This is a genomic window from Zobellia laminariae (genome assembly GCF_030553095.1).
GTDB lineage: Bacteria > Bacteroidota > Bacteroidia > Flavobacteriales > Flavobacteriaceae > Zobellia > Zobellia laminariae.
In genome coordinates this window covers 4606637-4619646 of the sequence record NZ_CP130738.1, presented here as the reverse complement: position 1 = coordinate 4619646, position 13010 = coordinate 4606637, and the positions used below count along the sequence as shown (strand labels likewise).

The 13010-nt window shown below is 34.7% G+C and carries 10 protein-coding genes and 1 pseudogene; 5 read left to right on the top strand and 6 right to left on the bottom strand.

Annotated elements, in window-relative coordinates:
• Positions 1-36: 36 nt before the first annotated feature.
• From gap to Q5W13_RS22335, 3 genes are all read right to left on the bottom strand, one after another.
• Complete coding sequence (gene gap, locus Q5W13_RS22345; protein ID WP_304444577.1) at positions 37-1026, bottom strand: type I glyceraldehyde-3-phosphate dehydrogenase; 990 nt, start codon at positions 1024-1026, stop codon at positions 37-39.
• 294 nt (positions 1027-1320) lie between these two features.
• On the bottom strand, positions 1321-1713 hold the full coding sequence (locus Q5W13_RS22340) for a DUF1348 family protein (RefSeq protein WP_304444576.1): 393 nt from the start codon (positions 1711-1713) through the stop codon (positions 1321-1323).
• Between the two features lie 50 nt (positions 1714-1763).
• Positions 1764-2321 (bottom strand): TetR/AcrR family transcriptional regulator, encoded by a 558-nt coding sequence (locus tag Q5W13_RS22335; protein WP_304444575.1) that lies wholly within the window; start codon positions 2319-2321, stop codon positions 1764-1766.
• Between the two features lie 371 nt (positions 2322-2692).
• Here Q5W13_RS22335 and Q5W13_RS22330 point away from each other — a divergent pair, with 371 nt between their 5' ends.
• The 4 genes from Q5W13_RS22330 to Q5W13_RS22320 all read left to right on the top strand — a co-directional run bounded on the left by Q5W13_RS22330 (position 2693) and on the right by Q5W13_RS22320 (position 7353).
• Entirely contained in the window at positions 2693-3952 is a 1260-nt protein-coding gene (locus tag Q5W13_RS22330) for a TolB-like translocation protein (protein WP_304444574.1), read from the top strand.
• Between the two features lie 173 nt (positions 3953-4125).
• Positions 4126-4638 (top strand): PorP/SprF family type IX secretion system membrane protein, encoded by a 513-nt coding sequence (locus tag Q5W13_RS25475; RefSeq protein WP_368662343.1) that lies wholly within the window; start codon positions 4126-4128, stop codon positions 4636-4638.
• A gap of 8 nt (positions 4639-4646) precedes the next feature.
• Positions 4647-5987 (top strand): type IX secretion system membrane protein PorP/SprF, encoded by a 1341-nt coding sequence (locus Q5W13_RS22325; protein WP_368662342.1) that lies wholly within the window; start codon positions 4647-4649, stop codon positions 5985-5987.
• A 724-nt stretch (positions 5988-6711) separates the two neighbouring features.
• A complete protein-coding gene (locus Q5W13_RS22320; RefSeq protein ID WP_155596660.1) occupies positions 6712-7353 on the top strand; it encodes a response regulator transcription factor in 642 nt (213 codons plus the stop codon).
• A 137-nt stretch (positions 7354-7490) separates the two neighbouring features.
• On the opposite strand, the pseudogene lpxD reads toward Q5W13_RS22320, so the two are convergent.
• The 3 genes and pseudogenes from lpxD to Q5W13_RS22305 form a co-directional block, all read right to left on the bottom strand.
• A pseudogene (gene lpxD / locus Q5W13_RS22315) lies at positions 7491-8489 on the bottom strand (UDP-3-O-(3-hydroxymyristoyl)glucosamine N-acyltransferase).
• 329 nt (positions 8490-8818) lie between these two features.
• Positions 8819-9781, bottom strand: coding sequence for a 23S rRNA (adenine(1618)-N(6))-methyltransferase RlmF (gene rlmF / locus Q5W13_RS22310; protein WP_304444573.1), 963 nt, complete (start codon positions 9779-9781; stop codon positions 8819-8821).
• 99 nt (positions 9782-9880) lie between these two features.
• The gene (locus Q5W13_RS22305) at positions 9881-11176 is read right to left on the bottom strand and encodes an APC family permease (RefSeq protein WP_304444572.1); all 1296 of its coding nucleotides are present in this window, start codon (positions 11174-11176) and stop codon (positions 9881-9883) included.
• 222 nt (positions 11177-11398) lie between these two features.
• Between Q5W13_RS22305 and Q5W13_RS22300 the strand changes: the two genes are divergently transcribed.
• The gene (locus tag Q5W13_RS22300; RefSeq protein WP_155596656.1) at positions 11399-12697 is read left to right on the top strand and encodes a DUF2254 domain-containing protein; all 1299 of its coding nucleotides are present in this window, start codon (positions 11399-11401) and stop codon (positions 12695-12697) included.
• The last annotated feature ends 313 nt before the right edge of the window (positions 12698-13010 follow it).

Below are 13010 nucleotides of genomic sequence, written 5' to 3'. Positions count from 1 at the left end.
TGAAAATTATAAAACTGATTTTAGGATAAAATCAACCTATAGACTTAGTATCTGACGTACCATTTGGTTCGTGAATCCCCATTCGTTATCATACCATGCCAATACTTTAAGCAAATCTCCATCTACAACCTTGGTTAAAGATAAATCGGCAATTGATCCGTAAGGACTTTTTATAATATCACTAGAAACTAAAGGAGCGTAAGTGGTTTGTAACACTTTTTTGTAACGGTCCGTTTGAGCTTCTTCTTCTAGAATTTTATTGATTTCTTCTGCAGTAACCGTTTTCTCGGTTACAATGGTGATATCAGAAAGAGAACCAACGGCAACAGGCACACGAATGGCCATACCATCAAACTTTCCTGCATATTCAGGAAGTGCCTTTGTTGTTGCAACGGCAGCTCCGGTAGTAGTTGGGATAAGATTGTTTATACCTGAACGCCCCATTCTAAAGTTTCCTTTATTAGGAGAATCTACCATGGCATTAGAGCTGGTATCTGCGTGAATAGTAGTCATGATCGCTTTTTTGATACCTACACGTCTTCCTATAATCTCTATAATTGGGCTAATATTATTTGTGGTACAACTGGCACAAGAGAAAATACTTGTTTTCCCGTCCTCAGAATTTACACCGTGTACAACGGTTGGAATTTCAGGACTCTTAGATGGTCCAGATAAAACAACTGTTTTAGCACCTGCTTTTATATGTCTATCGGCATCATTATAATTGGTAAAAATACCAGTACTCTCAACAACTACATCAATATCTAGTTCTTTCCAAGGAAGATCTTCTGGATTTCTTTCGTTAAAAAATTTGATTGCTTTACCATCTACAATCAATTTACCTTCTTCAAAAGATACCGATTTTTCAAATTTGCCATGTACACTGTCATACTCTAGTAAATAGGCTATGTTTTCAATAGAAGCGATATCGTTTACTGCAACCACTTCTAGTTCTGGTGTATTAAGAATTACTTTTAAGGTGGTACGGCCAATACGGCCCATACCGTTAATTGCTATTTTTTTCATAGTTATAATCTCTATTAATGTTCGTTTTTAGGTTTTGTAAAAAAGAACTTATACAGCTCTTTTTCTACTACCTTTTGGTCGTAAATAGTATCCGTAACCAACATCTATTCAGTTAAAGTGATGTTAATGCGTTTGTTCCTGTTTTTTGGTTCAAGTACCTAGGATACAGATTTTATATTACTGTGTACATAATACAGACTATGAATAACAATAAGGTGCTCTATTAAACTTTTGGGGTGTCATATAACTTACAAAAATTCATGTAAACTTGGAGATATAGGTCTTTCGCTATCTTTAATAATAGAGTGATAAATTCTTATTATAGACTTTTCTACTAAGGCCACTCTCATTAAACTCTAAAATTTCATTACCATAGGAACAATACCATTGTTCATCTTCCATTCTATAATCGTAATTAAATTTAAGGGCGATACTGTTATCAGTATGTGCCAAATATTTTTTGGTTACCTCAAAGTCCAATTGTTTTTTCCATTTATCTTCTAGAAGTTTTTGAACTTCTTGCCGGCTACTTAAAGAGATAGATTCATTAGTATACCATTCACAATCTATTGAATAGATATTAGAAACTTCGGTTGGATCTTTTCTATTCCAGATATCTTCAATGAATTGAATTTTTTGTTTGGCGGTGTCTAGATTAAAAGGAGGAAGTAGTAATTTATTATCCATTGCAAAAAATTAGTTCAGACACATTTGTCTGATGTATTTAAAAATTATATTTATTTCAAGAGTCGTTCACATGCTTTTTTGGCAGCAACAAGTGGCCAGTTGGCTTTTTGAATTTGGGACAGCATTATAGCCCCTTCTATTAAAACCATGATCTCATTGCTAATTTCTTTGGTATCCATACTTTCTGAAGATGTTTTATTTAGCTCATCTAATATAAACCGGTGCATATCATCCTTGCACTTGCGCACCACTTCTTTAATAGAGTTTTGGTCTTTTGGTATGTCTGTAATAATATTTTGAAAACCACAGCCTCTATAGTCTACTTGACTTAACCAATGGTTTAAATAATCAAATATGGCAATTACTCTTTCTTGACCGGCTGGCTTTACGGATAAATAATTAGTCATATCAGTTATCCAAGCTTTGTGTCTTTGTTCTAAGTAGACAACGGCAATAGCTTCTTTAGACCTAAAGTGTCTATACATACTATCTTTAGAAACTTCTGCCTTTTCTATAATCTTATTAATTCCGGTTTGGTTATAACCATCAAAATAGAATAGTTCTGATGCTGCCGAAATAATCCTATCCTTTACATTTTCTTTTATCATAGGTTCTTATTAATCGTCTTATACAGAAAACAGACAAGTCTGTACGTTTTAAATATACAAATATTTTGATATGTGTAAAAAATGCCATGCACAAAAAAACAATTCAGTTTAAAACTATATATAGTATGATAGGCTAAGTTTTAATTAAAAGGAATATTTAAGTGCTCATAGTGAAACTACTAGTAATTACTAGTAAGAAAAAAGTGACTTAATCCGATTTTTTGGTGCTTGGACTTAGAAATATGCAGTTTATCGATGATTTTAGTGTAAAAAAACCTGATTTAAGTGAAAACCTATGAATTATTACTAAGTATAGATATAGAAGTTTTGTGGAACTTTGTCGAAGATATTAACCCCTAATCGAATTTATTATGAAAAATGCGCTAACCTACAATGTGCTTTTTGCCTGCGTCTTTTCGTGCTGTTGCAGTTCAATGACTGCCCAGTATTCAGATAGCAGTAATGCTACCGAGATTCATCAGGCTACCAACAAGAGGATGGATAACTATCAATACCTTAAAAAACAAGGGTATAAAGATAAAGCCATCTTTGAAGACTTGGGTAATGCCAACTTCTTAAACAAAGATTATGATACCGCTTTGTTTTGGTATGGTAAATTAAAAGAAGTAAACGATGGCAGCTTAAGCAAAAATTATCAGAAGCGTTATGACTTCGCTTTGACCAAGTATCAAAATATTGGATCAACTACCAGTTCCGATAACAATGATTGGGTCGCTCAAATTGAGTCTGATTATAAAGTGAAGAAACAAAAACAAAAAAATATATTAGATCAACCTTTAACACAAAGGTATAGAGAGTTAGATTTTCAACGTACTGACGGACAGTTTATAGTAGACGACCAAACTATTGTTGAAAATGAGCTTAGAACTTTCTTAGGTGTGGAAAAAGAGGATGACAACGGGTATAAAATGCCAGTTGCTGTTACTCCAGACGGCCAAACCGCTTATTTTAGTAAAAAAGTAAAGGTAAAACCTTTGTATGGTGTCTTCTCTAAAAGTGAAGAAGTACACAAGATTTACAGAGCCGATAAGGTAAGAGGTGAATGGAAGAATCTAAAGGAAGTAGCTGTTGCGCCTAAACATGCGTCTGCAATGCACCCTTCTATATCTTCGGATGGAAAACGTTTGTTTTTTGCCTCTAATATCTTAGGAACTTTTGGAGAGTATGATATATATGTATCTGCTATTCGTAAAGACGGAAGCATGGGTGTTGCCAAGAATCTTGGTCAAAAGGTAAATACTAAAAAGGATGACCTTTATCCTAATGTAGTTGGAACGAACACATTGTTCTTTGCTTCAGAAGGTAGAAAAGGACAAGGCGGATTAGATGTGTATATGACACAAGTAGGTCAAAAACATGTAGACCTTGCCGTAAACCTTGGGAGTCCAATAAACAGTGGTGAAGACGATTTTGCTATCTCATTTACTTCCGATAACGGAAAAGGATATGTAATGTCTAACCGCGGTAACAATAAAAGTACGGTAGAAAAGGTGGCTTTCACCTATGCCAACAAAAGAACTGCCGAGGATGATGGCGACTATAGAGCGCTTGAAGCATTTAATGCAGATTCTAAAGCACGATACACTTCAAATTCATTTGAGGAAGATTAATAAAGATAGGGGATACAATAGAGCCGGCGATTACCGTCGCCGGTTTATTACCCACCTTTAGGTAATCTAAATGTTCTAAGAAATAATGGGCATCTACCACAAGAGTTCCAGATTTCAATAAATTAGAACACACCTTATTACCCCAGTTTTCAATAATCCCAAATATCACTACCATGAGCTACAAAAAAAATAATATCAGCACAATCTACCTGCTCCTTTTGTTATGTGCCATTTTTGGTACACAAGCTACCTACGGGCAAGAAGCATTGACAGAAATAAATACAAAGAGCACATATCACAACCAGTTGTTCTTTAACAGGTTTTTGATTAACCCAACGTTCTCATTGGTTAGAGAGAATAAATCTTATGTTAACATTCTTCACAGAAACCAATATGCTACGTTTGAAGATAATAACCAAAACTACTTTTTGGGCTTTAGCAATCAGTTAAACGAGAATGCCGCTGTGGGAATTAGTGTATACAGCCAATGGTCTGGTGTAGTTCAAGAATTTGGTTTTAATGCCAATTACGCAACAGCAGTAAAATTAGGCGATGAAAGTAAATTAACCTTTGGTACCAACGTAACGTATTACACAGAAGGTATAGATCAAAATAGAATAGTAGTAGCAGATACAGATACTAAAATAGCAGAAACTAAGAAAGAGAGTAAAATTGCCGTTCAATAGGGGTAACCTTGTCTTTAGGTGGATTTGATTTTGGTCTTTATGCAACAGAGCTATTCAAATACAACCAAACAACCAATGAATTTTTAACGAACCTCAGTACAAAGAGTGTAAAAGCTTCAGTACAGTATACACACCAGTTCTTGGCCAATAGAGGTCTTTTTGCCAACGCACGCTTAATGCCAATGGTACAAGTTGGTAAGAACATAGATGGTGGATTAGGTTATGTAGGGTCAGTACTATTAGAATTACCTAACTACGGATGGCTACAAACAAATTTTGATGATGATTATGGCCTTTCTTTAGGTCTAGGTTTCAACTTAAGTAAGCGTATGTCTTTAGGATATTTGTTAGAAAAGGATTTAATGACGGATGATGCTGATTTGGGATGGAATCACGAAATATCTTTAGCATATACTTTTGATAACCATGGTTCTAGTATGGATGCTTATGCAGATAGTTCTGAAGATGCTAAAGTAGACCGCATCGTGAGAAACTACGAAGAACAGATTTTAAGATTAACAGCAGAGAATAAAGAGAACAAGAAAAGAAACAATACTACTATGGCTAGTAGAAACTTTAATAGTGCCGCAGCCACAGATATGGAGAGTGATATTAACAGTATGGCTTATGAAAACCGTTTAATCTTAGATGAGATGATATTAAGACAAGATTCTATAGATAGCGCTAGAGATGCTGCTTTTGAGGAACGCTTAAAGTCTTTAGTAGATGTTCTTAAACAAGAGATAAAAGAAAACTTGAAGCCAAATGTAGAAGAAGAGGTTGTGCCGGTTCCACCAGAGTATACTGCTTTAGCTGCCAACACGGTAAACGATGCTCCTAAGAATGTAGAAGCTTCTAACCAAGGTGATGATGCAAGGTTCAATAAAGTAAGTGACTTCCTAGTATTGAACGACTCTAAAATGTCTGATGCAACTAGCAAGCAAGAAGAAAGAACAATTGAAGTTGTTGCAGAAACAAGTTCTAAATCAATTGTAGAAAATGATATTGATGCAAAAGAAATAAAGGATTACGTAAAGCTTCCTATAAAAATATTAAACCAGTCAGATATCGTTGGTGTAAAATCAGGTTACTATGTGATTGCTAATGTATATAAGAACAAAAAGTATCTGAATGCTTTTATGGAGACATTAAAAGAACAAGGTCTTGATGCCAGACAGTTTTACAATAAAGAAAACGGTTTACATTATGTGTACTTGGCAGATTACAACTATAAAGAGGAAGCGGAAACGGCTTATGTTTCTAATCTTAATGGAAAGTACAACGACGAAAAATGGATAATGCAAGTAGATGATCATTCGGCAGTAGTGAATAACATGTACGAAGATTAATAACAATATTAACTTATGGTTAGTGGGACCTGATTTTTTGGTAGAGAATTAGGCTATAAAATAGCGGGGGAGGCCCCGCTGTTTTTTTGCGTTTAACCACAGTTTACTAGAATTACACACTCTTTTTAACTTAGTTTTTGTTTTTGGAGCATCGATAATTGGTATGAAAATGCCGTTATAATGCAATGGAGCAGGGACTTTGACTGCATTTTAACGAAAATGGGCGATCTTACAGTTACCACTGTAGAAATAATCAGTAAGTTTACTTATAATCAAACCAAAGTAATTTATTTATTAATCCCCAAATCGCACAAACCATGCACCATTACCTACAACATTACCACAAGAAAAGCACACTTGATCACTTCAACAAAGTGCAACATCTCTGCGTCTGATAGAGATAAAATTTCAAAGAATTCATTTTAGGTTTTAGAGCTTTACCTACAGCAATAAAACATAAAGATTCACCCAGCGTATAGCGCATATATCTGTTTTAGTTTAGAACTAAGGCCCGGCAGAATACTGTCATAACCATAGGTTTGAATTCTAAACGCAAAAAGCGGATAACAAAATCTCTTGACTTTTAAATCATAGAGAAAGAGCCTTCTTACGCCAAAATTTGAATAAAACGTCGCTTTACCGGGCGATATCTATTAATAGTAAACCCCAAATTTAACCATAAGATTCTGCTGTTTATCAGTAGACTACCAAAAATCCCACTACCATGGTAACAAACATTCTAAAAATTATCGTAATCGATAATGATTTAACATCGCATGAATCTTATGAAACGTATTTTGACTCTTACCCAGAGTATTCCCTAAAAGGAATTTACGCTTCGGTGAAAGATGCATTGGCCAATTATGATGATGTTGCGCCAGACATTATTTTTTCAGAAGTCTCTTTACCAGAAATTAATGGTATAGAAGGTATTCGTCTTTTTAGAAAGAAAGACCCGAATGTAAAAATTATCATGCTCAGCGCCCAGAACAATTTTGACTTGGTCAAAAAAGCGTTCAAAAATACCGCGAATGGCTACCTATCCAAGCCGGTGACTGAACGCGCCCTTTACAATGCCCTTGATTCAATCAAGTCAGAAGGCGCAACAATGAGTAATGATATTATAAGTCAGATTATTTCAAAGTTTCAGCGAAAATCGAATGAGTTTTTCTCGGAAAGAGAAAATCAGGTAATAGATTATTTGAGCCAAGGTGCTACATATAAGACCATTGCCGAAAAATTATTTGTGACTGCAAGTGCAATCAACTTTCATGTGCAGAACATCTATTTAAAACTAGATGTCAATTCCAAATCGGAAGCGCTGAGAAAGTTGCAAGAATTAGAGTATTCTAATGCACTCGTTTAAATTGGAAATTAGTTGCTTTTCCTCGGAGGTTCAATAGGAGAACCTCCAACCTTTCAAGAAAAAAGCTTTACGTTATGTAAAGCTTTTTTTTGTTTATATATTTTATTAGCGAGGGTAAAAGTATGGGTACAGTCTAACTATTGATTTTTAACGAGTTTTCTTATCACTGCCCATTCTTTTAGCATAGCTCTGGCATCTTGTGCAGGGTAACCAAGAACAGTTTTTCCTGCTTCTACATCATTCATTACTCCTGACCCAGCAGCAACGGTTGCACCGGAATGTATGGTGGTATGGTCATTTATAGAGGCACTTCCGCCAATCATTACACCATCTCCTAAGGTAACCGAGCCTGCAAGACCACTATGACCGGCCATGATACAGGATCGACCCATAACACTATTATGTGCTACTTGTACTAGGTTATCAATTTTGCAACCATCGCCAATAATTGTGGAGCTAAACTTAGCTCTATCAACACATGAATTAGCTCCAATTTCAACATGATGTCCAATAATTACATTACCAATCTGTGGTATTTTTACCAATCCTCTGCCATCATCACTAGGTCTATATCCAAAACCATCAGCTCCAATACTTACGTTTATATGAAAAATACAATGGCTGCCAATAACACAACGCTCACGTATAACAGTACCGGACCACACAACGGTGGCTTCACCTATTATAGTTTCATCAAAAACACAAACATTGGGGTACAAAACAACACCATCACCTAATTCAACATCCTTGCCCACATAACAATTAGGGCCAATTTTACAGCCCTTACCAATAATTGCGGATTCATGTATTACTGCTGTAGGGTGTATATCTGATTCAAAAACAGGTGTTTGTGGACTAAAAAGCTCTAATATTTTAGCCATTGCTAAATCTACATTCTTTACTCTAATAAAAGCGCGATTATCACCTTATGGTTCAATTACAGACTTAGGGCAAACAAGGGCTGCACAGGCTTTTGAGTCTGTCCAGAATTTGGAATACTTAGTACTTCCTATGAAGGTTATTTGATTGTTCTTAGCCTTTTTTATTTCCTCTGGACCTTCAATTTTATGATCGGTATAGCCTATTAATTCGCCTTTTAAAATGTCGTTAATTTCACTTATAGAGTAAGAAGTCATCGTTTATTTTATGGGTTAGTTATTTATTAAACAGAAAAGCGAAATCAATATTGTTTTAATTCATGTAGCTATATGTTCCTTATTTTATAAGTTTTAGCCACTTATGGGTTTGTTTTGTGTTTGTTGGAAGGAAATAAGTAATTTCAAATATTGACCTCGAGGTTTACGAGTGTCTCCATTTGTAGGAAGTATAGCTGAGTCTAGTCTTTGCATTTTCACGCATAATATAGTGAAAATCTTGCTGACTTTTAAAGCTAAATTGATAAGGTAGGTTGTGAAGCCCTAAAATGCAGTAAAAGCCCTGTAAAAAAAGATATTCATAAAAATGTTTACCGCTGCCATCTAGTTTCAACCCATTCTAGCTGTTCCTCTTTTGAGAAAAAAGACCAAGCTACAATACGACTAGATTTATTACCGGTACCCATAGGGATAGTTTTGATTTGAGTGGCTTCAACTTTTTCCAACAATTTGTAAATTCTTTTGAGATTGGACTCTTTTGATACTAAAGTTGAAAAGATATAACAGTTCTTGCCAAACTTTCTACTCTCCCAAATCATATTTTCAATGAACTTAGATTCGCCTCCATCATAAATAAGTTCATTGGTTATGCCTGAAAAATTAAGTTCAGGTGTTTTTACTTTTTTACCGGATAGATTCTTTATTTTTCTGCGGGTTCCTTTCTGCGCTTCTTCAATGGAAGAATGAAAAGGAGGATTGCTAATCACAATATCAACTTTCTGTTCGGGAGATAGTACACCTCTAAAAATATCTCTTGAACTTTTTTGTAATCTACATTCAACTTTACCTTTAAGTAATGGATTAGAGTTGACAATTTGCTGAGCAGATTCAATTGATTTTGGATCAATATCAGAACCAAAAAATTGCCAGCCATATTCCGTAACTCCAATAATTGGGTAAATACAACTAGCTCCTACACCTACATCAAAACAGGATACTTTATCGCCAGTAGGTATGTTGCCAGAATTAGTACTGCCTAACAAATCGGCTATATGATGAATGTAATCTGCACGTCCAGGTATGGGGGGGCATAGATTTTCTTCAGGGAAATCCCAGTTCTTTATGTGGTAATAATGATTTAGCAATGCTTTGTTTAAAAGTCTAACCGCTTTAGGATTAGAGAAATCAATAGATTCTGCTCCAAATTTGTTAGGTTTTATAAACTCTTTCAATTCAGGATTAGAAACCTTTAGGGCTTCTAAATCATATCTCTCCCTGTTTTTGTTACGGGAATGAAGTCTCGCTTTTTCTGAGGGTTGTTTTTCTGAAGACATGATTTACTTTAGTTTTATGTAGATTTTAAAAATGTAATATCTTATTTGCAAATAACGGGTATATTAATAACACACCTATCTTTTTACTAATATAGAACGCTAGTTGGGTATGATTTTTTTGTAAATCCATTCTAGCGAAAAGCAAAATACAATTATGCTTAATGTAGCTATAACCCCAGTTCTGTTCTGTGAAAATTGTTGAATTATTAATGTCAAGAAAGCTAAAAAACAAAAAAGGCTTGCCATCAAATGAATCCACTTTTTTGACTCTAATTCTTTATGTTGCTTGAAACCAATATAATTAACAATGCTAAAAATTAATAAGAAACCAACACTTCCTGCAGTGGAGATACTTTGTAGATTAAACAGGTTAACCAAGGTAACGGACAATACTGCCGTTATAATTAAACCCACCGGCTTTCCCCAAAATTGATGGCAAAAAAACTGTGGTAATTCTTTATCGACAGCTATGTCATAATTAACCCTGCCACTTCCTAAAACAGTAGCGTTTATAGCAGAAAAAGTTGAAATCAGAGCGGTAATAGTAATAATTGTAAATCCAATTTGTCCTAATGTTGGTTCTGCGGCTTTTGCCAAAACATAATCTTCTGCATTCGCAATTTGTTCAAACGGTAAAGCTCCTACGGTAACAATAGCAATTAAAATATAAAGAATAACTACAAAGCCTACTGCACCAAAATAGGCCTTTTCCGTATTTTTTTCTTTATCCTCTAAGTCGGCTATAGAATTGGCTATTAATTCAAAACCTTCGTAAGCCACAAATATGACCATACCACCGGAAAGCAATAGAATAGGACTCTCCCAATTTTCAGGAGATAATTGTCCAAGGTTTTCAGGATGTACGGAAAATCCGTAAAAACCAACACCTATAAATGCAATTAGAATAATCAGTTTTATAACTACAGCAATAGACTCAATCTCACCAACAAGTTTAACGCTCAAATAATTAATGAAAAGGGCAATTAGGATTATTGAAGACTGAAAGATTCGTACATCAATTTCTTTAGTCCCAGTTAGTGAAATTAATTGGGCTCCGTATGAACCAAAAGCAGATGAATACAACGCTAACATTACGATGTAGCTTACCCATAGTAAATTATTTATTCCGCCTGCAAAAATCCCATTTCCATATTGTTGGTGAATAAACCGCACCGTACCACCATTTTCAGGATATTTTTTTGAGAGTTTGGCATAAGAATACGCAGTTAATAAAGCAATTATACCAGCAAAAAGAAAAGCAATAGGTGTTCCTCCTTTGGCCAGTGAAACAGCAAGTCCTAGAACAGCGAAAATTCCGCCGCCAACCATACCGCCAATTCCAATAGAAATGGCATCTTTTAAACTAATTTTTTTATCTGTTCTATGTTTTTTCAATTTGAAGGAAAGCTTAACTCGTTGTAATCAGAATCAATCTTCCAAAGTACCGAATTTTTCTTCACATCTTAGTTAAATAGCCAATATAAAGGTGATTTTGAGATCATCAGTTCTTTTGAGCTTAGTTTTTTTTCTAAAGAGCCTCTTTTAATTCTTAAGCTTTCATAGCTTCGAAAAACAGGGGGTGGACAATAGCTGCGCTAAAATAATCCGATTACAAAAATGAAAAAAGTTCTAAAATTTTTACAGAAAGCATATCGTGAAGTGTTGCGAAGCATTGCATTTTATCCCGTACTCATTTCCATACTATGCGTTGTTCTAGCAATAGTCACTTTATCGTTGGAAAATGTGGAAATTGTAAAGTCTATAAAAGAAAAAATCCCATATCTTTTTATTCAAGATTATGATACGGCACGTTCTATTCTTTCTGTTTTTATTGGTGGAATCATTTCGCTTACCGTATTCAGTTTTTCAATGGTTATGGTTGTATTGAGCCAAGCCTCATCTAATTTTTCACCAAGACTTCTTCCTGGGCTTGTTTCTAACAGTAAACATCAAATAATTTTGGGAATCTATGTGGGTACACTTCTTTACTGCATTATTATTCTAACCTCTCTTGGCGCACGCGGAATAGAAGCAGACACTATGGGATTATCCAACATGTTCGCTGCAATACTATGTGTTGTTTGTATAGGACTCTTTGTGTACTTTATTCATACAATATCCGGATCTATTCAAATACAGAATATTATAGATCGAATATTTGATAAGTGCAATGGGTATGCAGATAAAGTATTGACACGTTCTGAAGATGCTAAAATAGCTTTGAAATATGTAGATACTACAGGCTGGATTGTTTTAAATAGTGATAAAACAGGATATTTTAGAGGTTTTGATAAAAAGTTGCTCAATACTTCTGTTGAAGAAAAAGATAATCAAATAGAGGTCATTCCGTACTTAAATAAGCATTTATGGGAAGGGATGCCAATCCTTAAAATTAAGGAGAAAATGTCTGATGAAGATTTAAAAAGCCTATTATTCTGTATTGATATCTCATCTGATCGTCATGAAGACGATAAGGGAGTTGGAGGAATGATTAAGTTGATGGAGATTGCGGTTAAAGCAATGTCTCCGGGAATTAATGATCCGGGTACTGCAATTGATGCTATTGCTAAATTGGGACGTTTGCTGCGCAAGTTTCTTCAATTTCCCGCCATTACATCTCAGCCGCTAGAAAATAATAAATGTATTCTGATAAAGAATAACATTCCCGGAAGCGAGCTAATGCGCATCCTAGTGCAACCCATTCGCTTATATGCCAAACAAGATAGCTCCGTAATGCACGAATTGATAGGTGCATTACAGTTTATATCCAATGGCCCAAATATTTCAGATGAAAATAGAACTCTTGTAGTAGAAGAATTAGAAAACATTAGAGAAGATATTAAAAAACATATTGGTAATGAGGTAGACAAGAAACATCTTTTAGAAGCTTTTGAAAGGGGTATTGGGGAGGTTTAGATAGATTTTTACTAATAGAAGTCATAGTAGTGTTTCTCATATTCATAATAAAATGTAAATCAGTCTAATCAGATAATCAACGGTCTTTATTACATTCTTTCCTTTAATTAGACAGTCAGAAAATTTTCTAAAACATCAAGGTTATAGAATCAAATTCAAGTTAAGTAAACTAGGTTTTATAATTATCCTATTTTTGCACTAGGTTAATCATGAATTTATAATGGTAAACTTGAACAGAAAATCAGAACGGAGTGATTGCTCTTTATTGTTTTGATTTCCAAAAAATTGCTAGTCATCATTTTTCACTGAGGTG

Bases quoted from the DNA above. Each gene is read 5' to 3' on its own strand.
- gap (WP_304444577.1), bottom strand. From the start codon at position 1,026: ATGAAAAAAATAGCAATTAACGGTATGGGCCGTATTGGCCGTACCACC.
- Q5W13_RS22340 (WP_304444576.1), bottom strand. From the start codon at position 1,713: ATGGATAATAAATTACTACTTCCTCCTTTTAATCTAGACACCGCCAAA.
- Q5W13_RS22335 (WP_304444575.1), bottom strand. From the start codon at position 2,321: ATGATAAAAGAAAATGTAAAGGATAGGATTATTTCGGCAGCATCAGAA.
- Q5W13_RS22330 (WP_304444574.1), top strand. From the start codon at position 2,693: ATGAAAAATGCGCTAACCTACAATGTGCTTTTTGCCTGCGTCTTTTCG.
- Q5W13_RS25475 (WP_368662343.1), top strand. From the start codon at position 4,126: ATGAGCTACAAAAAAAATAATATCAGCACAATCTACCTGCTCCTTTTG.
- Q5W13_RS22320 (WP_155596660.1), top strand. From the start codon at position 6,712: ATGGTAACAAACATTCTAAAAATTATCGTAATCGATAATGATTTAACA.
- rlmF (WP_304444573.1), bottom strand. From the start codon at position 9,781: ATGTCTTCAGAAAAACAACCCTCAGAAAAAGCGAGACTTCATTCCCGT.
- Q5W13_RS22300 (WP_155596656.1), top strand. From the start codon at position 11,399: ATGAAAAAAGTTCTAAAATTTTTACAGAAAGCATATCGTGAAGTGTTG.